At 64.2% G+C, this 25,949-nt stretch carries 28 protein-coding genes and 1 riboswitch; of the genes, 12 read left to right on the forward strand and 16 right to left on the reverse strand.

The window, feature by feature from the left end; translation table 11 throughout:
* Positions 1-4: 4 nt before the first annotated feature.
* Both metW and X730_RS152720 read right to left on the reverse strand, forming a co-directional pair.
* The gene (gene metW, locus X730_RS152725) at positions 5-619 is read right to left on the reverse strand and encodes a methionine biosynthesis protein MetW (RefSeq protein ID WP_023685353.1); all 615 of its coding nucleotides are present in this window, start codon (positions 617-619) and stop codon (positions 5-7) included.
* Entirely contained in the window at positions 616-1,785 is a 1,170-nt protein-coding gene (locus X730_RS152720) for a homoserine O-acetyltransferase (RefSeq protein ID WP_023685352.1), read from the reverse strand. Before X730_RS152720 ends, metW begins: the two co-directional genes overlap by 4 nt.
* A gap of 60 nt (positions 1,786-1,845) precedes the next feature.
* Positions 1,846-1,923, reverse strand: a riboswitch (SAM riboswitch).
* 126 nt (positions 1,924-2,049) lie between these two features.
* Here X730_RS152720 and hisC point away from each other — a divergent pair.
* Entirely contained in the window at positions 2,050-3,159 is a 1,110-nt protein-coding gene (gene hisC / locus X730_RS152715) for a histidinol-phosphate transaminase (protein ID WP_023826246.1), read from the forward strand.
* 4 nt (positions 3,160-3,163) lie between these two features.
* Positions 3,164-4,087, forward strand: a complete 924-nt coding sequence (locus X730_RS152710) for a prephenate/arogenate dehydrogenase family protein (RefSeq protein WP_023826247.1) — start codon at positions 3,164-3,166, stop codon at positions 4,085-4,087.
* Positions 4,088-4,094: 7 nt separating this feature from the next.
* On the opposite strand, the gene X730_RS152705 is transcribed toward X730_RS152710, so the two are convergent.
* Positions 4,095-5,018, reverse strand: coding sequence for a sugar kinase (locus X730_RS152705; RefSeq protein ID WP_023673303.1), 924 nt, complete (start codon positions 5,016-5,018; stop codon positions 4,095-4,097).
* A 124-nt stretch (positions 5,019-5,142) separates the two neighbouring features.
* Complete coding sequence (locus X730_RS152700; RefSeq protein WP_023826248.1) at positions 5,143-6,141, reverse strand: DUF2125 domain-containing protein; 999 nt, start codon at positions 6,139-6,141, stop codon at positions 5,143-5,145.
* A 124-nt stretch (positions 6,142-6,265) separates the two neighbouring features.
* Here X730_RS152700 and X730_RS152695 point away from each other — a divergent pair, with 124 nt between their 5' ends.
* From X730_RS152695 to X730_RS152685, 3 genes are all read left to right on the forward strand, one after another.
* Entirely contained in the window at positions 6,266-6,799 is a 534-nt protein-coding gene (locus tag X730_RS152695) for a gamma-glutamylcyclotransferase (RefSeq protein ID WP_023673305.1), read from the forward strand.
* 164 nt (positions 6,800-6,963) lie between these two features.
* Complete coding sequence (locus tag X730_RS152690; RefSeq protein WP_023826249.1) at positions 6,964-7,911, forward strand: aldo/keto reductase; 948 nt, start codon at positions 6,964-6,966, stop codon at positions 7,909-7,911.
* Between the two features lie 83 nt (positions 7,912-7,994).
* The gene (locus tag X730_RS152685) at positions 7,995-8,621 is read left to right on the forward strand and encodes a LysE family translocator (protein ID WP_023826250.1); all 627 of its coding nucleotides are present in this window, start codon (positions 7,995-7,997) and stop codon (positions 8,619-8,621) included.
* Between the two features lie 69 nt (positions 8,622-8,690).
* On the opposite strand, the gene X730_RS152680 is transcribed toward X730_RS152685, so the two are convergent.
* Both X730_RS152680 and X730_RS152675 read right to left on the reverse strand, forming a co-directional pair.
* Positions 8,691-9,500 carry a 1-acyl-sn-glycerol-3-phosphate acyltransferase gene (locus tag X730_RS152680; RefSeq protein ID WP_023673308.1) on the reverse strand — a complete coding sequence of 270 codons (810 nt, stop codon included), beginning with the start codon at positions 9,498-9,500 and terminating at the stop codon, positions 8,691-8,693.
* 115 nt (positions 9,501-9,615) lie between these two features.
* Positions 9,616-10,521 carry a LysR family transcriptional regulator gene (locus X730_RS152675; RefSeq protein ID WP_023826251.1) on the reverse strand — a complete coding sequence of 302 codons (906 nt, stop codon included), beginning with the start codon at positions 10,519-10,521 and terminating at the stop codon, positions 9,616-9,618.
* 114 nt (positions 10,522-10,635) lie between these two features.
* Between X730_RS152675 and X730_RS152670 the strand changes: the two genes are divergently transcribed.
* Positions 10,636-11,268 carry a pyridoxamine 5'-phosphate oxidase family protein gene (locus X730_RS152670; RefSeq protein WP_023826252.1) on the forward strand — a complete coding sequence of 211 codons (633 nt, stop codon included), beginning with the start codon at positions 10,636-10,638 and terminating at the stop codon, positions 11,266-11,268.
* Positions 11,269-11,366: 98 nt separating this feature from the next.
* Here the strand turns inward: X730_RS152670 and X730_RS152665 are convergent, their stop codons facing one another.
* The 3 genes from X730_RS152665 to ftsE all read right to left on the reverse strand — a co-directional run bounded on the left by X730_RS152665 (position 11,367) and on the right by ftsE (position 13,861).
* A complete protein-coding gene (locus tag X730_RS152665) occupies positions 11,367-12,086 on the reverse strand; it encodes a YdcF family protein (RefSeq protein ID WP_023673311.1) in 720 nt (239 codons plus the stop codon).
* A gap of 133 nt (positions 12,087-12,219) precedes the next feature.
* Positions 12,220-13,209: an ABC transporter permease gene (locus X730_RS152660; RefSeq protein WP_023673312.1), complete on the reverse strand. Its 990-nt coding sequence runs from the start codon at positions 13,207-13,209 to the stop codon at positions 12,220-12,222.
* A complete protein-coding gene (ftsE, locus tag X730_RS152655) occupies positions 13,202-13,861 on the reverse strand; it encodes a cell division ATP-binding protein FtsE (protein WP_023685344.1) in 660 nt (219 codons plus the stop codon). The genes X730_RS152660 and ftsE overlap by 8 nt, the downstream gene beginning before the upstream one ends.
* A gap of 180 nt (positions 13,862-14,041) precedes the next feature.
* On the opposite strand from ftsE, the gene X730_RS152650 reads away from it, so the two are divergent.
* The 3 genes from X730_RS152650 to X730_RS152640 all read left to right on the forward strand — a co-directional run bounded on the left by X730_RS152650 (position 14,042) and on the right by X730_RS152640 (position 15,679).
* Positions 14,042-14,677, forward strand: a complete 636-nt coding sequence (locus tag X730_RS152650; protein ID WP_023711720.1) for a hypothetical protein — start codon at positions 14,042-14,044, stop codon at positions 14,675-14,677.
* Positions 14,678-14,700: 23 nt separating this feature from the next.
* On the forward strand, positions 14,701-15,243 hold the full coding sequence (gene hpt, locus X730_RS152645) for a hypoxanthine phosphoribosyltransferase (RefSeq protein ID WP_023673315.1): 543 nt from the start codon (positions 14,701-14,703) through the stop codon (positions 15,241-15,243).
* 64 nt (positions 15,244-15,307) lie between these two features.
* Positions 15,308-15,679, forward strand: coding sequence for a response regulator (locus X730_RS152640; RefSeq protein ID WP_023673316.1), 372 nt, complete (start codon positions 15,308-15,310; stop codon positions 15,677-15,679).
* A gap of 6 nt (positions 15,680-15,685) precedes the next feature.
* Here the strand turns inward: X730_RS152640 and X730_RS152635 are convergent, their stop codons facing one another.
* Positions 15,686-16,636 (reverse strand): DMT family transporter, encoded by a 951-nt coding sequence (locus tag X730_RS152635; protein WP_023694029.1) that lies wholly within the window; start codon positions 16,634-16,636, stop codon positions 15,686-15,688.
* A 226-nt stretch (positions 16,637-16,862) separates the two neighbouring features.
* Between X730_RS152635 and X730_RS152630 the strand changes: the two genes are divergently transcribed.
* Positions 16,863-17,726, forward strand: a complete 864-nt coding sequence (locus tag X730_RS152630) for a LysR substrate-binding domain-containing protein (RefSeq protein ID WP_023698713.1) — start codon at positions 16,863-16,865, stop codon at positions 17,724-17,726.
* Here the strand turns inward: X730_RS152630 and X730_RS152625 are convergent.
* From X730_RS152625 to X730_RS152615, 3 genes are all read right to left on the reverse strand, one after another.
* Entirely contained in the window at positions 17,723-18,094 is a 372-nt protein-coding gene (locus tag X730_RS152625; protein WP_023685340.1) for a glyoxalase superfamily protein, read from the reverse strand. The genes X730_RS152630 and X730_RS152625 overlap by 4 nt on opposite strands.
* Before the next feature lie 41 nt (positions 18,095-18,135).
* Complete coding sequence (locus tag X730_RS152620; RefSeq protein ID WP_023826253.1) at positions 18,136-20,724, reverse strand: TIGR02302 family protein; 2,589 nt, start codon at positions 20,722-20,724, stop codon at positions 18,136-18,138.
* Between the two features lie 136 nt (positions 20,725-20,860).
* Complete coding sequence (locus X730_RS152615) at positions 20,861-21,802, reverse strand: threonine/serine dehydratase (protein WP_023826254.1); 942 nt, start codon at positions 21,800-21,802, stop codon at positions 20,861-20,863.
* 50 nt (positions 21,803-21,852) lie between these two features.
* Between X730_RS152615 and X730_RS152610 the strand changes: the two genes are divergently transcribed.
* Entirely contained in the window at positions 21,853-22,155 is a 303-nt protein-coding gene (locus X730_RS152610) for a metalloregulator ArsR/SmtB family transcription factor (protein WP_023694025.1), read from the forward strand.
* Positions 22,156-22,175: 20 nt separating this feature from the next.
* Here the strand turns inward: X730_RS152610 and lysA are convergent, their stop codons facing one another.
* The 3 genes from lysA to argH all read right to left on the reverse strand — a co-directional run bounded on the left by lysA (position 22,176) and on the right by argH (position 25,184).
* Positions 22,176-23,444 (reverse strand): diaminopimelate decarboxylase, encoded by a 1,269-nt coding sequence (gene lysA, locus X730_RS152605; RefSeq protein ID WP_023826255.1) that lies wholly within the window; start codon positions 23,442-23,444, stop codon positions 22,176-22,178.
* A 64-nt stretch (positions 23,445-23,508) separates the two neighbouring features.
* The gene (locus X730_RS152600; protein WP_023826256.1) at positions 23,509-23,715 is read right to left on the reverse strand and encodes a hypothetical protein; all 207 of its coding nucleotides are present in this window, start codon (positions 23,713-23,715) and stop codon (positions 23,509-23,511) included.
* 68 nt (positions 23,716-23,783) lie between these two features.
* Positions 23,784-25,184, reverse strand: a complete 1,401-nt coding sequence (gene argH, locus X730_RS152595; protein ID WP_023826257.1) for an argininosuccinate lyase — start codon at positions 25,182-25,184, stop codon at positions 23,784-23,786.
* Between the two features lie 34 nt (positions 25,185-25,218).
* On the opposite strand from argH, the gene X730_RS152590 reads away from it, so the two are divergent.
* Positions 25,219-25,911 carry a TlpA disulfide reductase family protein gene (locus X730_RS152590; protein WP_023826258.1) on the forward strand — a complete coding sequence of 231 codons (693 nt, stop codon included), beginning with the start codon at positions 25,219-25,221 and terminating at the stop codon, positions 25,909-25,911.
* The last annotated feature ends 38 nt before the right edge of the window (positions 25,912-25,949 follow it).

A 25,949-nucleotide genomic window follows, 5' to 3' on the forward strand; every position in this document is an offset into this window, starting at 1 on the left:
CAAACTACCGCTTCAGCAAGAACACCGCTTGCTGGCCGAAGAAATTCCAGAACCACCATGGCATCGACAGGCCGATCTTCTGGCCGTTGCCGTCGAGCGCGGTGGCTTTCTCGACCGAAGCGCCGAGTTCCTCGACCAGATTGACGAAGTCGCGGATGGTGCAGAAATGGATGTTGGGCGTGTCGTACCAGGAATAGGGCAGGTCCGCGGTCACCGGCATCCGGCCCTTGACGAACAGCGACAGCCGCACCCGCCAGTGGCCGAAATTGGGGAAGGAGACGATGGCGCGGTTGCCGATTCGCAGCAGCTCGTCGAGCACCAGCTTCGGGTTGCGGGTCGCCTGCAGCGTCTGTGACAGGACGACGAAGTCAAAACCCTTGTCCGGATAGAATTCGAGGTCGGTGTCGGCATCGCCCTGGATGACCGAGAGGCCGCGCGCAACGCATTCATTGACGCCTCGCTGTGACAGCTCCAGCCCGCGGCCGTCGACCTGCTTGGTCTCCTGCAGGAGTTCGAGCAGCAGGCCGTCGCCGGAGCCGACATCGAGCACCCGCGACTGCGGCGGTATCAGGTTGGCCACGACTTCGAGGTCGACGCGCTGGCTGCCATTGACGCTCATGAGGCGAGCCCCCTTGCGCGGGCCGCCGAGCCGATGAAGCCCTTGATGGCGGCAAACAGTTCGGGTTCATCGAGCAGGAAGGCATCATGGCCGCGGTCGGTGTCGATCTCGACAAAGGAGACGGAGGCGCCGGCGGCGTTGAGCGCATGCACGATCGAGCGGCTCTCCTCGGTCGGGAACAACCAGTCCGAGGTGAAGGACACCAGGCAGAAGCGGGTCTTGGTCCCGGCAAAGGCATCGGCCAACCGGCCGCCATGGTCGGCGGCGAGGTCGAAATAATCCATCGAACGGGTCATGTAGAGGTAGGAGTTGGCGTCGAAGCGGTCGACGAATGTCATGCCCTGGTGGCGCAGATAGCTTTCGATCTGGAAGTCGGCGTCGAAACCGAAGGTCAGCGCTTCGCGGTCCTGCAGATTGCGGCCGAATTTCCGATGCAGGGCGGCTTCCGACAGATAGGTGATGTGGGCGGCCATGCGCGCCACGGCGAGCCCCTTTTCCGGGCGCTTGCCGTGCTCGAAATATTTGCCGCCATGCCAGTCCGGATCGGCCATGACGGCCTGCCGGCCGACCTCGTGGAAGGCGATGTTCTGCGAGGAATGGCGTGCGCCTGTGGCGATCGGCAGGGCCGAGAAGACGCGCTCGGAATAGCATGACGCCCATTCCAGCACCTGCATGCCGCCCATCGAGCCGCCGAGCACGCAAAACAGCTTTTCGATGCCGAAATGGTCGACCAGCATCAGTTGCGCCCGCACCATGTCGCGGATGGTGATGATTGGCAGGTCGAGGCCGTAGGGCTTGCCGGTGGCGGGATTGGTCGAGGCCGGACCGGTGGAACCGAGGCAGCCGCCGATGACGTTGGAGCAAATGACGAAGAAGCGGTTGGTGTCGATGATCTTGCCGGGACCGATCAGCACTTCCCACCAGCCGGGCTTGCCGGTCACCGGATTGGTGCTGGCGACATGCTGGTCGCCGGTCAGCGCGTGGCAGACCAGGATGGCGTTGGTGCGGGCATCGTTGAGGGCGCCATATGTCTGGTAGGCGATCTGGAACGGCGACAAAAGCGTGCCGGCGTCGAGCTTCAGCGGCTTGTCAGGGCCAAAACGCAACACAGGGCTCGACGGGTTGTCGGCCTCGTTGTTGGTTTTTGTAGCGCGGAGCGCGGCCATGTGACTCTCCTTGCCCGCCGTCAGGCAATAAAAAACCGGCAATGCGATCGCAAAGCCGGTTACGTCACGCAAACGGCCCTTTAGCGAGTTGTTTAACGTGGCTGCAAGCCGACCGGCCAAATCACCACGGAACTGTTGCGTTCTTCTAGAACTCGTGCGGCCCGGCGTCAACGGCCAGCTATTGCCCGCCTCTCGACATTCGCGGCTACGGCTTGTATTTCCGCTGCGGCCTCCGGACGGAGGCATTCTCGATGGATTTGCGACATGGACAAGACAGCGGACAAGGCACGGCCGACGCCCCGCGCGGGCATTATGGACATCGACGCCTATGTGCCGGGCAAGAGCACGGCACCGGCCGGCATCGCCAAGGTCCATAAACTGTCGTCGAACGAGAACCCGCTCGGCCCGTCGCCGAAGGCGATCGAGGCCGCGCGCGAAGTGGCTGGCAAGCTCGATGTCTATCCCGACGGCACCGCCCGCCGGTTGCGCGAGGCGATCGCCGAAGTGCATGGCCTCAACCCGGCAAACATCATCTGCTCCAACGGTTCCGACGAGATACTTGGCCTGCTGGCGCAGACCTATCTTGCGCCAGGCGATGAGGCGATTTTTACCGAACATGCCTTCATGGTCTACAAGATCTACATTCAGTCGGCGGGGGCCAAGCCGGTTGCTGTGAAGGAAACCGAGGAGCGCGCCGACGTCGACGCGATCCTGGCCGCGGTGACGCCGCGGACCAAAATCATCTTTCTCGCCAATCCCAACAATCCGACCGGCACCTATCTGCCGTTCCAGGAGGTCCGCCGCCTGCATTCCACGCTCCCGGGCAACGTGCTTCTGGTGCTCGACGCGGCCTATGCCGAATATGTCAGGCGCAATGACTACGAGGCCGGCATCGAGCTGGCGGGCAGCGCACAGAATGTGGTCATGACCCGCACCTTCTCCAAGCTCGGCCTTGGCGGCGCGCGCATCGGCTGGATGTATGGCCCACTGCACATCGTCGATGCCATCAACCGTATCCGCGGCCCTTTCAACGTTAACGCAACAGCGATCGAGGCCGGCATTGCCGCCATCCGCGACCGCGCCCATGTCGAGCGCAGTTCGTTGCACAACGAGACCTGGCTTACCTGGCTGAATGAAGAGCTGACGAAGCTTGGGCTCAGGGTGACGCCCAGCGTCGGCAATTTCGTCCTCATCCACTTTCCCGACGACAAGAAGCATTCGGCTGAGGCGGCGGACGACTACCTCACCCAGCGCGGCTATATATTGCGGCGCGTTACCGGCTATGGCTTTCCCAATGCGCTGCGCATGAGCGTCGGCACCGAAGAAGCCAATCGCGGCGTTATCGACGCCCTCACGACGTTCCTGAAAAGCTGAAACAATGACATCACCGATTTTTGAAAAGATCGCGCTGGTCGGCATCGGCCTGATCGGCTCGTCGCTGGCCCGCATCATCCGCCGCGAGGGCCTGGCCCGCCATGTCGCCATCGCGACGCGCAGCCCGGCCACGCTGGCGCGGGCGAAGGAGCTCGGTCTTGGCGAGAGCTACACCACCGGCGCCAGGGAAGCGGTCCGCGACGCCGACCTGATCATCGTCTCGGTGCCTGTGGGATCGTCGGGCGAGGTGGCGCAAGAGATCGCGCCGGGGCTGAAAAAGGGCGCCATCCTCACCGATGTCGGTTCGACCAAGGCCTCCGTCATTGCGCAAATGCAGCCCTATGTACCGGACGGCGTGCACTTTATTCCGGGGCACCCGCTGGCAGGTACGGAGAAATCGGGCCCGGATGCGGGTTTCGCCGACCTGTTCGAAAACCGCTGGTGCATCTTCACGCCGCTGCCGGGAACCGATCCGGCCGCGCTGGAAAAGCTGTCGGAATTCTGGCGGCGCTGCGGCTCCAACATCGACTCGATGGACCCGCAGCATCATGACATGACGCTGGCCATCGTTTCGCATCTTCCGCACATCATTGCCTACAACATCGTCGGCACGGCCGACGATCTGGAATCGGTGACCAAGTCGGAAGTGATCAAATATTCGGCTTCCGGTTTCCGCGACTTCACCCGTCTGGCCGCCTCCGACCCGACCATGTGGCGCGACGTGTGCCTGCACAACAAGGATGCCATCCTGGAAATGCTGGCGCGCTTTTCGGAGGACCTCGCCTCGCTGCAGCGGGCGATCCGCTGGGGCGACGGCGACAAGCTGTTCGACCTGTTCACCCGCACCCGGGCCGTTCGCCGTTCGATCATCGAGGCCGGCCAGGATATCGACGTGCCGGATTTCGGCCGGCAGGCGGTGAAAAGTTAAATCTGTTTCAGACGGGCCAGGTCGCCGCGACCATGGCCATTGCCTCGTCCCTGTTTGGCGCCCCCAGCCGGCCGCCGAAGCGCTGGCATTTGAGCGCGGCCGCCGCGCTGGCAAAGCGCAACGCCTGCTCAATCGGCATGGTTTCCGCCAACGCGACAGCAAAGGCGCCGTGGAAGACGTCGCCGGCGGCAAGCGTGTCAACCGCCTTGATCTTCGGCGCCGCGATGTGGCGCACGCATCCGGCGGACCGGTCATGCCACCAGCTTCCCGCGGCGCCGCCGGTCACCGCCACGAAGGCATCGGTGCGGCTGGCGAGGTCGGCACAGGCGGTTTCGGGGTCCAGCGCATGGCCGCAGACGATGCGTGCCGCCGTCTCCGAAGCGACGATGTGCGATGCCAGCGGCAGCAGGCGCTCCAGCACCTCAACCGGCGCCGTGTCGGCGTCGAGGATTGCCGGGCAACCGGCGTCGCGCGCGGCGGTCAAGGCAAGAGCGGCGGCGCCCGGCCAGCGCACATCGACCAGCACGGCATCGAAGCCGGAAAGATCGGCGACAGGCACCGCCTCGGGGTCGGCCTGCGCCTTTGGGTCGTAGAAGGGCACGATGATGCGCTCGCCATGAGCGTCGACCAGGATCGCGGCCAGCGCCGAGCGGGCGCCTTCGACGCGGCGGACAAAGCCGCAATCGACGCCCTCGGCCTCGATGCCGGCCAGCAATTGGTCGCCGACGGCATCGCCACCTGCACTTGCCCACAGGAACACCTCGGCGCCGAGACGGCGGGCGGCGCAGGCAGCACTTGTCGCCATGCCCGAGGCGATCTGGATGCCGTCCGAGGCGATGAACTTGCCCTGATGCGTGGGCAGGGTTTCGACGCGCAGGATGGTATCCAGCGTCAGCGCGCCAACGCTCAGCAGTTTCACCGGTCGGTTCATGCGTCGGCTTGCTCGAGCATGATCTCTCCCCAATAGCCGTTCCCGCTCTTTGCGATCATGCTCTATCTCTTTGTTTTAACGCAATTCCGGACGGAAAACCGCTCACACTTTTCCTGGAATTGCTCTAATCGAGCGGCTTGATCTTGCCCAGCGGAATGAAGCCGAGCGAGACCTTGCCCTTCACCACCTTGAGCGGCATTGACGGTTCGTTGCCGAGCAGCGCCAGACCGGCAAAGCCTTGCTCGATCTGGCTCTTCTGCTCGGGGATTGCGGTGGCGAGGATTGCCGCCACGGCTTTGGGATCCTGCAGCTTGATCGTCAGGTCGGCATTGACCTGGCCGTTGGCGTCGACCGACACCGGGCCGGAGACGGTGATGCGCGCGGCTCCCGACGACAGATCGAGCTTGTGGATGTCGACCGCCTGGCCGCGCAGGCTCCTGGCCTGCGTCTTCATCAGCGCGACGCCGTTCTTCAGCGTCGCGTCGCCGCTGCCGTCGAGCGGCGGCAGCACGCGCCCGCCGATCGCGTCGGCGTCGATCTCAAGATCGGTGAAGCTGCCGACGTAGCCGATGTCCTGGCCGTCGGGTCGCAACTCGCCCGCCGCGGTTCCGGCGCTGAACAGTGAAACCGGATCAGTGTCGTCGGCCGGATCCGTCTGGCCGGACAAGCTCTCCGCCTGCAGCGAAATGCTCCGGGGCAGGGGCCAGGAGAGCTTGGCATTGGCCTGCAGATTGTCCCAGTCGATCCATAGCGGCGCCATCCCCGGCACCGAGGTGCGCAGCGGCCCACGCAACTCGGCGGCAGGCGACAAAGGCCGGATGAGCTCTGCAACGAAGTTGAAGCTGCCTGCCGAGGCGGCAACGTTCCTGGCGTCGTCCTCGTAAGCCAGATTGTCACAGGAGATGGCAAAACTCAGGGGGTAGCCGCTGACGGTGAGGTTGGCGCAGCCGGCCTCGATGCCTTTGTCCTTGAGCGAGGCCACCGCCTTGTCGGCTTCGCTGCTGACGCGACCGGCGACATAGAACCAGACCGCGCTGTAGACGCCGAACAGCATAACGACCAAGGCAGCGAGCCACATTAGCCGGCGGCGAAACTTCGACGGACGCTCGTCACTTGACGTCATGCTGCGGCTTTCATTAACGCGGGCGTGTTGCGGGTGGACTGTGGCTTACGCAACAAGCAAAAAGAACAGAAGAGCACCGATTCCGATGCGGCGGCGTCACTCTCGTGCAATCAGGCTTGGCGATATGGGCGATTTTTGGGTTTTTGGCTACGGCTCGCTGATCTGGCGACCGGGATTCGCCCATGTCGAGACACGGCGCGCGCGGCTTTACGGCTACCGCCGGTCGCTGTGCGTCTATTCCTTCGTGCATCGCGGCACGCGCCAGCGGCCGGGCCTGGTGCTAGGCCTCGACCGTGGCGGCTCCTGCATCGGGCTGGCCTTTCGCGTGCCCGGCGAGCTGCGCGATGAGGTGCTGACCTATCTGCGCGAGCGCGAATTGGTGACCAGCGTCTACCTCGAGCGTGTGCTCGATATCAGCCTCGACGGGAATGGGGCGGCCGCGGGAGAGAGAGTGAAAGCGGTCGCCTATATCGTCGACCGCCAGCATGAGCAGTATGCCGGCGGGCTCGACCCCGCGCATGCGGCAGGTGTTATCCGTGGCGCCGTCGGCCAGTCCGGAAACAACGAGGACTATGTGCTCAACACGCTGCAGCATCTCGCGGCGCTGGGTATCAGCGACCACTGGCTGGAAGAGGTGGCGAAGCGGATCGCCTCGTGAGCCAGTAGACCACGGCGAGCCTGCAGGCGAAGCTCTTGCGCCTTTGTGAAGCGCTGGCCCGCTGGAAAAATTGGCTGAGGCCTTTGACCTCGGCGCGGCGAGACCTAGCTTAGCTGCGGCCCGGAGCATTCGGGTCGCCCGCCGCCAGCCCACGGAGCCCCGTCTTGCAAAAACGCCGTCTCGGTCAAACCGACCTTTCCATCGCGCCGCTGGTCCTGGGCGGCAATGTCTTCGGCTGGACCGCGGACGAGAAGACCTCCTTCGACCTGCTCGACCGGTTCGGCGACGCCGGCCTCAACGCTATCGATACGGCCGATGCCTATTCGCGCTGGGTGCCCGGCCACGCGGGCGGCGAGTCCGAGACCATCATCGGCAAATGGATGAAAAGCCGCGGCAACCGTGACAAGATCATCGTCATCACCAAAGTCGGCTCGGATATGGGACAAGGCAAGAAGGATCTGTCCGCTGCCCATATCGAAAGGGCAGTCGAGGCGTCGCTCAAGCGACTGCAGACCGACGTGATCGACCTTTATCTCTCGCATTGGCCGGACCCGACAACCCCTTATGAGGAGACGCTCGGCGCCTACCAGAAGCTGCTCGCTGCCGGCAAGGTCCGCCATATCGGCGCCTCGAATCTTGACGCCGGCCAGCTGCGCGCCGCGCTCGATGTTGCCAGCCTGCGCGGGCTGCCGCGCTACAGCGTGCTGCAGCCGGAATACAATCTCTACGACCGCTCATTCTTCGACGGGCCGCTGCATGATCTGTGCGTGGCCGAGGATATCGGCGTCATCACCTATTTCAGTCTCGCCAAGGGGTTTTTGAGCGGCAAATACCGTAGCGAGGCCGATCTCGGCAAAAGTGAACGCGGCGGCGGCGTGAAGGCTTATCTCAATGCGCGCGGCATGCGCATTCTGGCCGCACTCGACACTGTGGCGGCGCGCCATTCGGCCAAGCAGGCGGAAGTAGCACTCGCTTGGGTGATGGCGCAGCCCGGCATCACTGCGCCGATCGCCAGCGCCACGACGCTGGACCAGGTCGACAGCCTGGTGCGCGCCGCATCGCTGAAGCTCAGCGCGGACGATCTCGTGGCGCTGGACAAGGCCAGCGCCTAGCCGCGCAGGTTCGGCACGATCGTTCAAGACGACGGCTGTCCGCCTTGCCACACTGTTCTCCATTATTGTGGAGAAGAGGCAGCGTGGCCGCAGACATTCTTTCGCAGGCGCAGCCCTGGCAGCAATTGCTGGCGCTGGTGCTGGCGGCAACCGTCGTCATGGGCAGTCCTGGCCCGGCGACGATCAGCGTCACGGCGATAGGGGCCGCCTTCGGCCTGCGCAATTCGCTTCACTACACATCGGGGATCATTTTAGGCACGGTCGCGGTGCTGCTGGTCGTGGCCACCGGCATCAAGGCTATCCTCACCTCGATGCCGGGCGTAGCGCCAGTGCTGGCGGTCGCTTCCGCCGCCTATATTCTCTACCTCGCCTACAGAATAGCGACAGCGCCGCCGCTGGCCGCGCGTGACAACAGCGCGGTTCTGCCGACCTTCCTCGGCGGCTTCTTGCTCGCCGTTGCCAACCCGAAAGCCTATGTGGCGATTGCTGCGGTCCTTGCTGGCTCCGCGACAGCAGCCGGCGCCGATGCTCTCGGCATCCCGGCCAGGCTGGCGGTTCTCACCCTGATGATCGTAGCCATCCATGTGCTGTGGCTGCTGGCCGGCGCGGCCTTCGCCCGCACCCTGCGCCAGCCGCTGACGTCGCGGATCATCAATCTGGCCTTCGCGGCGACGCTGGTGCTGACCACGGCGCTGGCGGCGTGGCCTTGAGCCGGCCCGCAGAAGAGATCAAGCTTTGGTCTTTTTTGTTTTGGCGCGATTCAGGACGGAAAAAACCGCTCACACTTTTCCTGGAATTGCTTTGGCGGCCGCGGCGAGTTCGGCCAGCCGCTTGACCGCCGTCGGCGGCATTTGCGGCGGGTTAGGAGCCTGCGATGCCTCGATCAGCAGCTGGTCGCAGGCGGCTTCCGTATCGCCGATCAGCCGGTCCATGAATTCGTCCTTGCCGAGCCCGGGCGGAATCGGCGGCAGGAAGCGGGCCTTGATGGTGCCGGGAAAGCGCAAGAATTTGCGGCGAGGCCAATAGAGGCCGGCGACATGGGCGACCGGTACCACCGGGACGCCAAGCTGCGTATAGAGCTCGACAATGCCGTATTTGTAAGCCGGCTCGTCGCCTGGCGCTCGGCGCGTGCCTTCGGGGTAGATAATCAGCTGGCGCGGATTGCGCCCCATCTCCTGCTTTGTCGATGCAACGACCTGCTTCAACGCCTTGGAGCGGCTGCCGCGGTGAACCGGGATCATCCGCATCTTCAGGATGTACCAGCCGAAGAAGGGGATCCAGGTCAGCTCGCGCTTCAGGATATAAAGCGGATCGTGGAGGAAGGGAAAGAAAGCGATCGCGTCCCAAAACGACTGGTGTTTCGGCGCCAGGATGAAAGAGCCCTCCGGCAGGTTCTCGACGCCGGTGATGTCGCTCCTGGTGCCGGCGATCTTGTCGTAGAGCCACAGGCTGGTGCGCGACCAGAATTTCGGCACGAACCAGGCGCGATGGCGTGGCGAGAGGAAGTAGTAAGGGGTCCAGAGGACCATCTGGACGATCAGATTGACATAGAAGACGAAGTTGAACGCCAGCGAGCGGATATAGAGCATGCGGGGAAGGGCCCGTTGAGGAGGTGTGCGTTGGTTACACCAAGCGCGGGCAAAAAGGAAACGCCGCAATGGCCTGACATAGGCCGGCTCGCCACTGACTCAAGCCAGTCTCAACTCACCACGTCGCCTGCAATAGCCGCTGCTTCAGCCGCGGAGCGGCGAAATCGAGGAACGCCCTGAGTTTCACCGCCAGCAGGCCTTGGCCGGCATGGACGAGGCTCACCGGCCACGGCTGCGGCTCGAAGGGTCGCAAGACCGGGACGAGTACGCCGGAACGTACTGCGTCCGCGATCTGGTAGGAGAGCACCCGCGTCATCCCGGCGCCTGCAATCGCGGCATCGATTGCAGCTTCCGCCGTGTTGACGCGCAGCCGTGAGCGGATCGGCACGATCAGTTCGCCCTTGTCGCCGGCAAAGCTCCAGCTGGCGAGCGCTGCAGGCCCTTCGAAACTGATGCATTCATGCGCGGCCAGATCGTCCGGCGTCCGCGGCATGCCATGCGCGGCGACATAGGCGGGGCTGGCGCACACGACGCGACGGATCGCGCCGACGCGGATGGCAATGAGGCTCGAAGGCGCAAGCTCGCCGATGCGGATGGCAAGGTCGAGATGTTCCTCCGCCAGTTGGGTTATCCGGTCAGCCAGCGTCAGGCGAATGTTGACTTGAGGATAAGCCGCCAGGAATTCGGTGACGACAGGCAGCACGTGCAGGCGACCAAAGACGACCGGCGCGGTGATGAACAGGTCGCCGGTCGGCGTGCTGTATTCGCCGGCAGCGGTGCGTTCGGCTTCGCCGACCTCGCCGAGGATGCGGCGGCAGGCGGCGAGATAGACCTGGCCGGCATCGGTCAGCGTGAGCTGCCGGGTCGAACGGTTCAGCAGGCGCGCCTGAAGGTGCTTTTCGAGGTCGGAAACCTTGCGGCTGACCGTTGCCAGTGGAATGCCGAAATGGCGGCCGGCAGCGGAAAGGCTGCCCGCTTCCACCGCGGCGACGAACAGCGACATGGCTTCGAGACGATCCATACTTTCTTCCGGAAATTGGAAGGATAGCTTGCAACTATGCCATCTACATCCAAAACATGGAAGGATCTACCTCTTCGCGTACAATGGCCGTGTTTCGGCCTCGCGGAGGCTTCCATGAATGCTCATACTTTCACCAGCGATGTCGCCTTCACGCCGACCGTCAAGGCGATCCAGACCCGCAAAGGTTCGCGCAAGGGCTATGCCAGCGCCGAGGAGCGCGGCGGATGGCGCGCCCATATCACGCCCGACCTCGCCGACTTCATCGCGGCGCAGACCAGCGTCTTCCTGTCGACCGCAAATGGCGAGGGTCAGCCCTATATCCAGCATCGCGGCGGGCCAGCCGGCTTCCTCAAGGTGCTGGACGAAAAGACCATCGGCTTCGCCGATTTCTCCGGGAACAGGCAGTTCATCACGCAAGGGAATCTCGCCGACAACAACCAGGCATTCCTGTTCCTGATCGACTATGCGCATCGCCAGCGCGTCAAGATCTGGGGCACGGCGCGCGTCGTCGAGGACGATGCCGATCTTCTGGCAAGGCTGATGCCGCAGGACTACAAGGCGCGCCCCGAGCAGGTCATCTTGTTCACCGTCTCGGCCTGGGATGCCAATTGCCCGCAACACATTCCGCAGCGATTCGAGGCCGCCGATGTCGCGGCCGCACTCGCCGAACGCGACAAGCGGATTGAAAGCCTCGAACAGGAGATTACGCGGCTGCGTGGCGCGGAAGACGGCACGGCCAAGGGGTAATCGAGCGCCGTCAGAGTCGTCTGTCTGGACGCAATTCCCAAGGGAAAGCGTACGTGCTTTTCCCGGGAAAACCGCTACACACTTTTCCTGGAATTGCTTTAGTCCTTGGCGGTCGAAACCTCGGCCAGTGCGACGCTGTCGGCGGTCTGGCGGACCGGGACGACGCCGCGCGCAAGCGCCAGCAGGTATTTGCTGTATTCGGTCAGAAGCACGCGTAGCGCTTCCGGCTTGGTCAGCCAGTCGCCATTGTCCAGATTGGTGTTGACCACCGGATAGGGTTCAAGCCTGGCGCCATGCAGCAGGCGGCCCATCTCGAGCAGGCTGCGCGGCATGTGGTAATTGTTGGTGACGAGGATGACGCTGCCATAGGCGTGGCTCTCCACCCATTTAGCGCTTTCCTCGGCATTGCCGATCGTGTCGAGCGCGGCGCGGTCGATGTCGACACAGCAGGAAAACAGCGCCTTGTCGCCGCCGGTAGCAGCCTGCAATTGGCGGCGGCTGGCAGAGGGATGCACGCCTGAGATCAGCAGCCGCTCGCCCTTGCCGGAGGCAAGCAGATCGAGTGCTGCGTCGAGGCGGGCCTGACCGCCGGTCAAGACGATGATCGCATCGGCCTTGGCCGGGTTGGTCGGGGTCGTCATGTGGCTGACCTTGCTGGCGAACCAGCCGAAGCCACCGGCAAACAGGGCCACCAGCAGCAGTAGACAGAGGGAGGCGAGACGCAGGGCGGTGCGCAAACGGCCCAGCCCGGTACGCACACGCAAACGCACCACTGGCATCTGTCCAGCCGTTCCGGTCGACTCCCGCGCGTTCATCATCCTATGGTTAATCCTGAAATGCCTTTTTGGTAAGGAAAAAAGCGCACATTGCGTTACGTCGGTTTTCGATCCGTGATCGTCCCTTCCATTCCTGTCCTTGCCCCCGAACTGTTTTCGCTTCTGCCCTCACGGGTCACCCCGCATCCGGCTGGCGGACATCGATGTCGCTGAGATAGGCGACGACGGTGGCGTGCGAGGTCGCCGCCGTCAGTCCGCCGATCACCAGCACCATCAGGCCGACGCCGAGATAGCCTGCCGATCCGATGGCGAAATTGCCGAACAAAGCGGTGGCCTGGTCGGCCTGCGGCGTTGCCATGTTGCGCGACGACCACCAGGAAAAGACGATGAAAACCAGGATCGCGGCTGCGCCGCCGGCGGCCGCGCCCTTCATCCCGGTGACCAGGAAATGCCAGCGGAATTCGCGCGCGATGAAGCGCGCCTCGGCGCCGACGAAATGCAGCACTTCGATGATATGGCCGTTACCCGCCATGGCGCCGCGCGTCGCAAACACTACGGTCAGCACCGTCGCCGACAGCATCAGGACCAGCACGGCGATGCCGATGGTGACCGTGGTGCGGGCCATGGCGACCAGCCGGTCGACCCATGTACGGTGATCGTCGAGCGAAGCACTCGGCAGCTTGGGCGTGAGCGCCGCACGGATGGCGCTGAAGTCGGGCGGGCTGGTCTCGTCGATGGTGACGATGATCAGGCGCGGCACCGGCAATTCGTCGATATTCAGGCCCGAGCCCAGCCATGGCTCCAAAAGGCGCGCGGTGGCGTCGCGATCGATGATCCGGGTTTCCTTCACGCCGGGGAATTCGCCGACGATCTGCGAGGCCTGGGCAAGGGCTGCCTCCATGTCGAGGCCGTCGACCGGCTTGATCTGAATCGTCGCCTCGCGCGAGATCTGGTTTTCCCAGACCGAGGCAGTGTCGCGCACCAGCGTGACGGCGCCGAAAGTCAGGCAGGACAGGAAGGTCATGATGGCGATGACCAGCACCAAGGCGCGGCCGGCAATATTCTGCGCCGGCACGATCGGCGCCATGCGGCGCTGGACGCGCTGCGTCGTCGTTGCGGGCTCGGCGGCGTCTTCATGCAGCTGTTCGGCCGATAGCTCAGTCATAAATATCCAGCCTTCCGCCGGCCAGGATCATGCGGCGCGCGTCGACCTGCTCCATCAGGCCGAGATCGTGAGTGGCGATCACCACCGCGGTGCCGAGCCGGTTGAGCTCAATGAACAGCCTGAGCAACCGGCGCGCCAGCGGCGGGTCGACATTGCCGGTCGGCTCGTCGGCAAGCAGGATTTCGGGCTGTTCGATCAAGGCCCGAGCGATTGCCGCGCGCTGCTTTTCGCCGCCCGAAAGGACCGGCGGCAGCACATGCATGCGCTCGCCCAGGCCGACCCATTTCAAAAGTTCGGTGACGTCGGTGCGGTAGCTCGCTTCCTCGCGGCCGCGCACGCGCAGCGGCAGAGCGACATTCTCATAGGTGGTCATGTGGTCGAGCAGGCGGAAATCCTGGAACACCACGCCGATGCGGCGCCTGAGATGCGGCAGTTCAGCGCGCGAGATGCGCGAGCGGTCCTTGCCGAAGATGGTGATCAGCCCGCGTGTCGGCTTCAGCGACATGAACAGAAGGCGCAGCAGCGTCGTCTTGCCGGCGCCCGAGGGCCCGCTCAGGAACTGGAAGGAGCTCTCCGGAATGTGCAGGGAGATGTCGCGGAGGATTTCCGGACCCATGCCATAGCGAAGGCCGACATTTTCGAAGCGGATCACGTGCGACGACCTGAGGTGTGTGGCGGCGGCGTGCCAACCCTTTCTGTCCAACGACCATCGGCCGCCATGGTTAACCGTCGGTTAATTTTCGCTGTTTTTGAATGCGTCACAAGGGTTCCGGTGGGGAAGCGTTAACCATTTCCATTTACGCAAAAGAAACGAAGAGGCAACAGCGGGGCCATGATGGCTGAGCAACGAACCGCGCGCCCGGTTTCCGGCGAAATCATGACCGGGACAAGTGTCGCACCGGAATCGCGTCCTGTGGCGACCGACATCGTCGATGCGGATTATGAGGTGCTGCCGCAGCTGATCCCACTGATAGAAGCCATGCCGACGCCGGCGCGCGACGTCGCGACGCCGTCGATGGAAGGCATGGAGATGCTGCGCAAATCAGATGCGTCAGCCGGGGGGCCGGCATCGCGTGGCGGGCCGATCTTCTGGATTGCCGGCATCGGTGCGGCGCTTGCCGCCTTCTGGGTCTCGGGTGGCCATGCGCTGGTGCGCCAGACGCCGTTCTGGTCAGTCGAACAGCCGGAGGGCGCCGTACTCAGCATTGCCGGCGTCACGTCGCGTGTCGACGCCTCAGGACCCGCCCCGGTGCTGTTCGTGGATGGCGAGGCCGTCAATGACGGTTTGAAGGCGGGACAATTGCCGCCGCTGGAGATACGTGTCACCGGCAATGACAGCCGCATCACCCGTTATACTCTGGGGACATCCAACCGTTCTCTGGCGCCCGGCGAAAGATTCGGCTTTTCCAGCCGCCTCGATGTGCCTAGAAACGGCGTCAAGGCCGTGGCGGTCACCTTCGCCGGCTAGTCGGTTCTCTGGAAAGGTTGTTGATGCCAGTTGTGCGCGGCAAGGACATCGAGGTCCTGTTTTCGGCGTCCGCGATCGCGCGGCGCAATCTCGAACTCGCCAAGGAGATCGCCGAGCACGACTATCACGACCTGCTGGTGATTTCGGTGCTGAAGGGCTCGTTCATCTTCGCCGCCGATTTGATCCGCGCCATGCACGATGTCGGGCTGTCGCCCGAGGTCGAGTTCATCTTCATTTCCAGCTATGGCGCCGGCACCACCAGCGGCGAGGTGAGGGTGCTGCGCGACATCGACAATGAGGTCGCCGGCCGCGACGTGCTGCTGATCGACGATATCCTGGAGTCGGGCAAGACGCTCTCCTTCACCCGCAACCTGATGCTGTCGCGCGGCGCCAAAAGCTGCGCCATCGCGGTGCTGTTGGACAAGCGCATGCGCCGCCAGACCGAGCTGAACGCCGACTATGTCGGCTTCGACTGTCCCGATTACTTCGTCGTCGGCTACGGCATGGACGTCGCTCACGCTTTTCGCGAACTGCCGTTTGTCGGTGTCGTCAAAGGCGATGCCTGAGAAAAGGCCCCCGACGCTTCAAATTTTCAGAAAAAGTCAACTTTTGCCCGCCAAATTCCGGCCCATGGCAAAGCTTCTGATCGTCGAGGACGATGAGTCCGTCCGCACCCTCGCCGCCCGCGCGCTCGAACGCGCCGGGCACTCGATCGATATCGCCGCCGACGGCGCGCAGGGGCTGGCGATGGTCAGTGCTGCAGGCGGCGGTTACGACCTCGTCGTCTCCGATATCCGCATGCCGGAAATGGATGGCATCGAGATGGCGATCGCCGCAGCCAGGCTTTTCCCTGACATGAAGATCCTGCTGATGACCGGCTATGCCGACCAGCGCGAGCGCGCCGAGGAATTGAACGGCATCATTATCGACGTCGTGCAAAAGCCTTTCACGCTGGCCGAAATCCGCTCGCGGGTCGACCAGGCGCTCGCCTGCTTCGCCTGACACGCTTCAGGCGGCATCCTGAGACGCGGCGAGGACAGGCGCAGCGCTCCGGCGCCGTTCGGTGTTGAGCGCCAGCAGACCGGCGCCGATGATCAGCGCCGCACCGATGGCGGTGGTCGAGCGCGGCACCTCGTCGAAGAACAGGAAGCCCCACAGCGGCGACCAGATAATCCCGGTGTATTCGAAGGTGGCGACGCGGTTGGCGGGCGCCAGCCTGTAGGCCTGCGACAGCAGAATCATGCCGGCCGAAGCGACGAAGCCGCAGGCCGCCATCTTGAGGAAATCCGGGGTCGTCGGCCAGACCCACGGCCGCACCAGGAATTCGAGGCTGGGGTGGACAGCATGGGTTATGCCGGCAAGCCAGAATGTGCCGGCAACCGCAGCGGCGCCGACCAGATAGGCGCCGTTCTGGTAGAAGGCCATGACGGTGGAGGATTCGGTGTCGCCGATCTTGCGCGCCATCAGCTGTGAAAAGCCGTAGAGCAAAGCCGAGCCCAACGAAAGCAGCGCCGCCCAGTCGAACAGGCCGGCGCCCGGGCGCAGCATCACGACCACGCCCAGCATGCCGATCAGCACGGTGGCGAGAGCCTGCCAGGATACCCGCTCGCCGAGATAGGGCCCGGCTATCGCCATGATGAACAGGGGCGCCATGAAATAGAGCGCCACCGCGTCGGCGAGCGGCAAGGCAGCGATCGCCAGATAGTAAACCGTATAGGAGGAGAACTGGATGAAGGCGCGTATCGTCAGCAGGCCGAACCGCTTCGAGGCGATGGCCCGCAGGCCGACGTCGGCGCGAACGAGAAAGATCAGGATCGGCAAAGCGACGATCGAGCGGATCCACATCACCTCGGTCACGGGATAGCCGGCCGACACCGCCTTGACCAGCGGGTCCTGGAGCGAGAACACCAGCACGCCAAGGCACAGGCTGATGATGCCGAGAACGATCCGGTTGCGCATGTTGTTCTGCCGGCCCTTGCCTTAACTGCCCGCAGCCGCCCGGCCATGGGGTAAAAAGAACCCGCTACCGTTTCGGGCAGCGGGTATGAGTGAGGACTCTTTGATTGGTCCGCAGCCGATTTCGCGGCGGCATATCCAATGGGCGAGCGGACTATGCTGCGGCGTTTGACATGTTGCAAACGAATTGGAATGATACCAGCGATCAAATTTGCTTATGACGGATTCGATGCGGCCACCCCTCGACAGCGATCTCCTGCGCACCTTCGTCGCCATTGCCGAAGCGGGCAATTTCACCCGGGCGGCGGAGCAGGCCGGGCGCACCCAGTCGGCGGTGTCGATGCAGATGAAGAAGCTCGAGGAGCTGGTCGGCGACAGCCTGTTCGAACGCGGCTCGCGCGGCGTGGCGCTGACGCGCCGTGGCGGCGAGCTGATCGTCAATGCCCGCCGCATCGTCTCTCTGCTCGACGAGACGGCGGCATCGATGGCGGCGGCACCGCTTGGCGGGCCTGTGCGCATCGGCATTCCCGAGGAATATGGTCACGCCATCCTGTCGCGCGCGCTCGGCGCCTTCTCGAAGCGTCACACCAAGGTCGAGGTCACCGTGCGCTATGCACATTCGGGCGCCCAGCTGGCAGCGTTGGCGGCCGGTGAACTCGACCTCGCCGTGGTGTTCGAATGGCAGGATCCTTCCGGCGGCGAGGTGCTGATGCACGATCCGACCGTGTGGGTGACATCGAGCCTGCATCACATGCATGAGGAGCGGCCGGTGCCGATCGCGCTCTACAACCGGGCCGGCTGGTGCAAGGACTTTGCCATCAAATCGCTTGAGCAGCGTGGGCTGGCCTACCGTGTCGCCTATACCAGCGACACCACCGGCGGCCTGAAGCTCGCCGTCACCTCTGGCCTGGCGATCGCGCCGATCTCGCACAGCAATATTCCGGATGGCTGTCGTGAACTCACCGCCGCTGACGGGTTCGGCCATATCGATTCCTCGAATGTGGTGATGCACCGCAGCCCAAATGCCTCAGGCGAAGCTATCGACGGCATGCAGGAGGCGATCCGCGAGGCGTTCGTCAACCGGCCGGCTTAGTCTGTTGCATCCTCGTAGAAATGCAGGCGATTGCCGAAGGGGTCGCCGACCGACACTTCACGGGTCTGCCACGACGTGGTTTCGAGGCCCGGCCGGGCGTAGCGGTATCTCTTGCCGATCAGTTCGCGGTGCAATGCCGCGATGTCCTCGACCTTGATGCGCATGGCTATACCCGGCGCGCCGTCGCCATGATGTTCGCTCAGATGCAGGACACAGCCGTCGCGGATTACACCCATGTAGAGCGGCGCATTGTCGTCGAAGCGGTGCTCGAACTCGACCTTGAAGCCGAGAAAGTCGACATAGAATTCGCGTGCCTTGGCGATGTCGAAGATGCGCAGGATGGGCGTGACGGCACCGAGTTTCGGCATGGCGCTGATACCATTCAGTTCGACGGATGTTGCCTTGGAGGCTACTTCAGCTCCAGCAGCCGCTCGAGGTAGCTGCGCTCGATGTCGGGGCTGAGCGCGTTGCCGAGCCGCTTGCGAATCGCCTCGAGAATCTGGCGGGCGCGCTGCACGTCGATCTCGTCGGGCACCTTCACCGAATCGCCGAAATCGGGTCCGCGGCTGGCGCGCGGTCGGCCCAGCGGATCGCGGCCGGCGTCCTGTTGGCGGCCGCCTTCCTGGCTGCCGCCCTGGTCCCCCTGCATCGCCTGCAGCTGCTTCATCATCTCCTTGGCGCCCTTGCGCAGCGCTTCCAGCGCGCGACCCTGGTGGCCGACTGCTTGGTCGCCTTCGCCTTCGCCAAGCGACTTTTCGGCATTGCCCATGGATTTGCCAGCGTCGCCAAACCCCTCATTGGGTTGCATGCCCATGCCTTCCAGGCCCTTCTTCAGCTTGTCGAGTTCGCTCTGCAACTGGCCCTGGCCTTCCTGCAGCTGCTTCATCGCATCGGCGAATTCCTGCGGTGTCATCGACTTCGGCCGGGCGAGAGGATCGCGATCCTTGCCGACGCCCGGCTGGTCCGGGTCGTCGCCATTGCCTTCGCCGGGCTGCTGATTATCTCCGCGCTGCATCTGGTCCATGCGGTAGGTGTCGTTCATCATCTCCTGCTGGCGGCGCATGATCTCGCCCAGCTTGTCCGTCTGCTGGCGCATCTCGCTGTCCTGCTCGCCGCCCTGCTGCTGACGGCCGGCCTGCAGGTTGTTCATCATGTTTTCCAGCTGCGACAGCAGCTCCTGCGCCTTGTCGCGGTCGCCCGACTTCGCCAGGTTCTCGATCTGGTCCATCATGCGGTCGATATCACTCTGACGCAGCTCGCGACCATTCTGTTGCATCTGCGGCGCGTTCGGGTTCTGCTTGGCGCGCTCGGCGAATTCCTGCAGGAATTCGTTCATCGCCTCGCGCAGTTCCTTCATCGCCTTTTCGATCTCTTCGTCGCTGGCGCCGCGCTTGATGGCGTCCTGCAGCGCCTGCTGGGCTTGGCGGAGCCGCTTTTCGGCGGACGAGAGATTGCCTTCCTCGATGCCGAGCGCGATTTCCCAGAGATAGGCAACCTCGTTGCGCAACTGATCGTCGCTGTCCGACATCTTCAGCCGGCTGCGGGCGCTCATGATGGCGAGGTAATGCGACATGTTGTCGAACGTGTCCTCGGGCCGCAGCGTGATGGCGTCCATCAGGTCGAGCACGCGCGGCTTGGCATTGGCGTCGAGCGCCAGTAGGCGGCGCTGCTCGACCACGGCCCGCGCCAGCGGGTTGGCGAAGGGCCGCTCCGGCATCACAATAGTCTTGGTTTCGCTGGTCGCGGTGTGTCCGGCATCGTCGGTGGCGACAAGCGACAGCTTGATGCTGGCGCCGGCCCAGACGTGCTCGGTGAGGTCCTTGGTGGTCTTGGCGGCGTTCGCCTTGCCGCCGCGGCGCGGCAGCGCCAGCGGCAGGTCAGGCGGGCCGTAGAGCGGATGCGCATCGGGCGCCGCCGGATCGGCCAGCGCGAAAACCGCCTTGGCGGTGGCCGCGCCATAGTCGTCGTCGATCTGGTAGTTGAGCTCGAAGGCGCCGTTGACGGCGCGCTTGGGCTCGCCGACGAAGCGGATCGTCGGCGGCTTGTCGGGGATCACCGCGAAGGCCCAGCGACCGAGATCGGCTTCGCCCGACTTCAGCGTCAGTGTCCCGTCGGCGGTCAGCTTGCCGGTGAACTGGCGCAGCTTGGGGGTCGCCGGGTTGACCGCCGCTGCCTTGACGGCCGCCACCTGTGGTCCCGACGGGTCGATGGCGCGAGCATTGCCGCCCTTGTCGGCAAAGCTTAGCGTTTCCTCGCCGGAGCCGCCGGTCACGCGCAGCGAGACGTCGCTGCCTTGCGGCACGGTGAAGGTGGCAACCGCCTGCTTGGCGTTGCCATCGATGACTGGCGCGGTCAAGAAGATGGGCGGCTTGCCGGTATAGGCCGGCGGGGTCACCCAGGCATCGATGCGCGGCGGTACGATGTCGCGCGCCGCATGGGCACTGAAACCATCGGACAGCCTGCCGCCGGACGGTCCGAAGGAAAAGGCAAAAGCGGTGACCAACAGCAGCGCCGCCACGGCGCGCAATGCCCACGGATCGCGCTCCGGCACGCGGGTACGCGGCAGGTCGGCGCCAAGGCTGCCGAGCTTGTCGGCCATGCGCTTTTGGTGTTCGCGCCACAACGCCTGGGAAAAGATGCTTTCCTTGCCGCTGGGACGGTCGGTCTGCACCAGCACCGGGCTGTGCTGCAGCTGGTTGGCGGCCTCGATACGGCGGTCGATTTCAGCGGCGGATGGAAGCTTGAAGAAACGCAGCGGATAGAGCGCCGCCAGCGTGGCAATACCGAACGCAGTGACCAGGATAATGCGCGCAATGTCAGGCAGCCGGGGGAAAAGGCCGAGCCAGGAGAGGCTGAGAAACAGGCTGGCGATGATGAGCAGCGGCAGAAGCAGCGGCCAGCCGCGCTCGACCGTCATCGAGACCCGTGTCGCCAGCCGGCTCAGGGCAAGCCGCCCGGCCAGGCTGCGATCGCCACTGGAAATGGGGCGTTCCGTCATCGGCCCTTCCTGCCCGGGCGGGATAGCCCGGACTCAACAAGCAGAAGTTTACCAGCAAACACGGCAAAGGCGAGGCGGTTCCGGAAAACTTGAAAAGCTTTGACGGGTTTGCGTCCCACTTCAGTCGAAGCAAGGTTTAGAATTTCGCCGGATCGGTATTCGAGCCGCAGACAAGGACGGCAATCCGCTCGCCCCGCGCCGGTGTGTAGCGGCCGGACAAGAGAGCCGCAAAGGCTGCGGCGCCACCCGGCTCGGCGATGATCCGCACCCGCTCCCACAGCGCCTTCTGCGCGGCAATGATGGCGTCGTCGGTGACCAGGATGGAGCGTTCGACGAAGGCCTCGGCGATCGGGAACATCATCTCGCCGACGCGTTTGGGCGCCAGCGAATCGGCGGCGACGCCTTCGGCCGGCGCATCGACGGGGTGGCCGGCCTCGAAGGCGCGATGCAGCGTCGGCGCGCCTTCGGGCTCGATGGCGATGATCCTGATGCGGCCGGCAAACCAGGCGGCGATGCCGCCGATCAGGCCGCCGCCGCCGACAGCGACCAGCAGCGTGTCGATGTCTGGCAGATCGGTTTCGATTTCGAGGCCGAGCGTGCCCTGGCCGACCAATGTTTCCTCCTGGTTGAAGGCATGGATCTGCAGCGCGCCGGTCTTTTCGGCAAAAGCCTCGCTGGCGGCCAGCGCCTCGGCATAGCGGGCGCCGCCGACCATCAGTTCGGCGCCGTAGCCGCGGATGCGCTGCAGCTTGGCCGGTGGGCTGACTTCGGGAACGAAGATCGTCGCCTTGTGGCCAAGCCGCATGGCGGCATAGGCGACCGCGGCGCCATGATTGCCGCCCGAAGCCGCAACCACGCCGGCCGCAGGCACCGGCCGTTCGAGCAGATTGGTGAAGGCGCCGCGCGCCTTGAACGAGCCGGAATGCTGCAGGCATTCGAGCTTGAGGTCAACCGCCTGCGGCGGCCGGTCGAAATCGGCCATGTCGACGCGCAGCACCGGCGTGTGCCTGATATAGGGGCGGATGCGCGGTTCCATCGCGGCAATGCGTTCGCGCGTGACGGTGTTGCCGTTCGTCATGACCATCTCCTTGGGATTGACAGCAATTAGTAACTTGGCAAAATGGCTAAATGCAAGAGGTTGATGTCTTCAAGGCGATCGCCAATGAACGCAGGCTGCAGATCCTCGACTGGCTGAAGGATCCGCAGGCGCATTTCCCGGCCCAGGCAGACGGCGATCTGGTCGAGGACGGCGTTTGCGCGCTGCTGATCGCGGAGAAGCTCGGCATTACGCAGGCGACGCTCTCCGAACATATGCGCGTGCTTACCCAGGCCGGCCTGCTGCGGCCCAAGCGCATCAAGCAATGGACGTTCTACCGCCGCGACGAGGACAGGATCGCCGACACAAGGATGCTCATCCAAAACCGGCTGTAGCGCAGCCGCCGTGGCGGCTCCTATGCAAGCCAGTCGGGCACCGAATCCAGGCCGATAAGCTCGTCATAGGTCTGGCGCCGGCGTACGACATGGAAACGGTCGCCGTCGACCAGAACCTCAGGCACAAGTAGGCGGGTGTTGTAGGTGCCGGATTGCACCGCGCCATAGGCGCCGGCGGTGGTGACGGCAATGAGGTCGCCAGACTTGAGCCGGGGCAGGTCACGGTCGAGGCCGAGATAGTCGCCGGTCTCGCAGACCGGGCCGACGACGTCGACCCCCATGCGCGGCGTGTCGGCCGGCGGCTGCACCACCGGCTTGATGTCGTGGAAGGCATCGTAGAGCGTCGGCCGGATCAGATCGTTCATGGCGGCGTCGACGACGAGGAAGTTCTTGGCGTCGCCTTCCTTCACGAAGATCACTTCCGAGACCAGGATGCCGGCATTGCCAACGATCAGCCGGCCCGGCTCGAACATCACCTTCACTCCAAGCTTTGTCAGGTGCTTCCTGACGATCTCGGCATAGGCATCGGGCAGAGGCGGCGGGCTGTTGTCGGTGCGGTAGGGGATGCCGAGGCCGCCGCCGAGATCGACATGCTCGACGGCGTGGCCATCGGCGCGCAGCGCGCCGACCAGTTCCGCCAGAAGCGCGAAAGCATCGTCAAAGGGCTGCAACTCGGTGATCTGGCTGCCGATATGGGTATCGATGCCGATGGGCTTGGTGCCCGGCAAACCGGCCGCGCGGGCATAGACCTGGCGCGCCCTTTGCCATGGAATGCCGAACTTGTTCTCGGCCTTTCCGGTGGAGATCTTCCTGTGCGTCCTGGCGTCGACATCCGGGTTGATGCGCAGCGAGACCGGCGCCACCTTGCCGAGCGCGGTGGCGCGGGCCGACAGCAACTCCAGCTCCGGCTCGGATTCGACATTGAAGCAGAGAATGCCGGCCTCGAGCGCAAAATCCATCTCGCGCGCGGTCTTGCCGACGCCCGAGAATACGATCTTGCTGGCCGGGATGCCGGCGGCGAGCGCGCGGCGCATTTCGCCTTCCGAGACGGTGTCGGCGCCGGCGCCGAGCTTTGCCAGCGTTCGCAGCACCGCCTGGTTGGAATTCGCCTTCAAGGCGTAACAGACCAGCGTGTCGAGCCCGGCAAAGGCCCCGGCGAACACCCGGTAGTGCCTCGTCAAGGTTGCCGTCGAATAACAATAGAACGGCGTGCCGACGCTTGCGGCGATGTCTGGTATCGCCACGTTCTCGGCATGGAGCACGCCGTCGCGGTAATCGAAATGGTTCACGAGAGTGTTTCCGGAAGTTGGAGCACGAGACCTGGCCAGAAAGATCAAGCCGGTCTCATCGGCTCTAGATCAGCGGGTCGAGGATGAACTTCTTGTCCACGACCGGTTTTTCCGGCTCCGGCGGCACCGGCTGTTTGGCGCGCTCGGCGTCCTTGCGGGCCTGGACGGCCGCTTCATAGGGCGTGTCGAGACCGGCCTTACGGCCGCAAGCGGTCACGGCAGCCATCGCCGTCAGCAGCGTCAGCGTCACCAAAATCCTTCTTGCGGTCATCGATCCATCCGTCCGAAACTTTATGTGCTGCGCTTTTAACCGAGTTTTAGGCGCATTGCACCCCGGCATCATGCCTTGGCGATGCGCTTTTTCCAGCTGCGGATCTGCTTCCTGACCTCCGACGGCGCCGTGCCGCCGAAACTGGTGCGGCTCTTCACCGAGTTCTGCACTGCCAGAACCGAGAAGATGTCTGCCGTGATGCCGGGGTTGATCCACTGCAGATCTTCCAGCGACAGCTTTTCAAGGCTCACCTTCTTCTCTTCGGCCACCGCCACCGCGCGGCCGGTGACATGGTGTGCCTCACGGAAGGGCAGGCCCAGCGTTCGCACCAGCCAGTCGGCGAGGTCGGTCGCGGTCGCGTGGCCCGAGCTGGCGGCCTTCTTCATGGCGGCGGCATTGACCGTCATGTCGCGCACCATGCCGGTCATCGCCGCCAGCATCAGATCGAGCGTCTCGGCGGCGTCGAAGACGGATTCCTTGTCTTCCTGCATGTCCTTGCCATAGGTCAGCGGCATGCCCTTCATCACCGTCAGCAGCCCGACGAGATGACCGGTGACGCGGCCGGTCTTCCCGCGCACCAGTTCGGCGGCGTCCGGGTTCTTCTTCTGCGGCATGATTGAGGAGCCGGTGGAGAAACTGTCCGACAGCCTTACGAAGCCGAATTGCGGCGTCGACCAGATGATTATTTCTTCGGCGAGCCGCGATAGATGCGTGGCGCAGATCGCCGCCAGGCTCAAAAACTCCAGCGCGAAATCGCGGTCGGAGACGCTGTCCAGGGAATTGCGCATCGGCTCGCGGAAGCCGAGCGCCTTGGCGGTCTTGTGGCGATCTATCGGAAAACTGGTGCCGGCAAGCGCTGCCGCGCCGAGCGGGCTTTCATCCATCCGCTCGATGGCGTCGCGGACGCGCGACAGGTCGCGCGAAAACATCTCGACATAGGCCATGCAATGGTGGCCGAAGGTCACCGGCTGCGCCGCCTGCATGTGGGTGAAGCCGGGCATCACGGTCGCCGCATGCTCCTCGGCGCGGTCGACCAAGGCTGAGATCAGCCCCTTCAGCGCCTCGGCGACGCGAAAGCACTCGTCCTTGACCCAGAGCCGGAGATCCACCGCCACCTGGTCGTTGCGTGACCGCGCCGTGTGCAGGCGGCCGGCGGCCGGGCCGATCAGATCGGCGAGGCGGGCCTCGATGTTCATGTGAATGTCTTCCAGCCGGGTCGAGAACTCGAACGTGCCGGCCTCGATCTCTTTCAGGATCGTGTTCAGCCCGTGAGCGATCTTTTCTTGATCGGCCGCCGAAATAATGCCCGTTTCAGCCAGCATCTCGCTGTGGGCGACCGAACCTCTTATGTCTTGCGCATAAAGTTTGCGGTCGAACGAGATCGACGCGTTGATCGCTTCCATGATCGCGGCCGGACCCGAGGCAAAACGTCCGCCCCACATCTGGTTGCTGGCCTTCTTGTCGCTCATCGCTATAACCCGTGCTCCGGAGCAGTCTTAGAAAATGGCAGACGGTAACAGATACTTCCCGGCCCCGCGCCTGATCCTCGCCGCTTTGCTGGCGGGCGTGCTGGCCGGCGCGGTCGCGGTATATGTCAGCGAGAGCGGGTCTGGCAACAACGCAGCCACCGGCAGCGCACCTGCGGCCGGCGCGGGCAACAGCAAGGACGATGTCGCCTGCGCCGCCAAGAGCGACCGCGCCAAAAAGGTTGCCGCCGCGGCCACCGGCCAGGTGGCGGCATTGCTGCCCGCCGATCCGCCGCAATCGCTGAAAAGCCTCGCCTTCAACGGCCCAGACGGCAAGCCGATGACGATCGCCGATCATGTCGGCAAGACCGTGCTGCTCAACCTGTGGGCGACGTGGTGCGCGCCCTGCCGCGCCGAAATGCCGGCGCTCGATACGCTGCAGAAGGAAAAGGGCAGCGATGCCTTCGAAGTGGTCGCGGTCAATGTCGATGCCGGCGACGATGTGAAGCCGAAGAAGTTCCTAGCCGAAATCGGCATCGGGTCGCTCGGCTACTACCGCGATTCGACGCTGGCGCTGTTCAACGACGTCAAGACGCGTGGCTTGGCGCTAGGCCTCCCCGTCACCATGCTGATCGACGGCGAAGGCTGCCTGATCGCGCATATGAACGGACCGGCCGAATGGTCGGGACCGGATGCCAAGCGCCTGGTCGAGGCCGCACTCGCCCCTTAGAGCGGTTCACCGTTTCGTCGAAACGGCTACCCGCGCTA

This window comes from Mesorhizobium sp. L103C131B0, from assembly GCF_000502275.1.
In the GTDB taxonomy this organism is placed as follows: domain Bacteria; phylum Pseudomonadota; class Alphaproteobacteria; order Rhizobiales; family Rhizobiaceae; genus Mesorhizobium.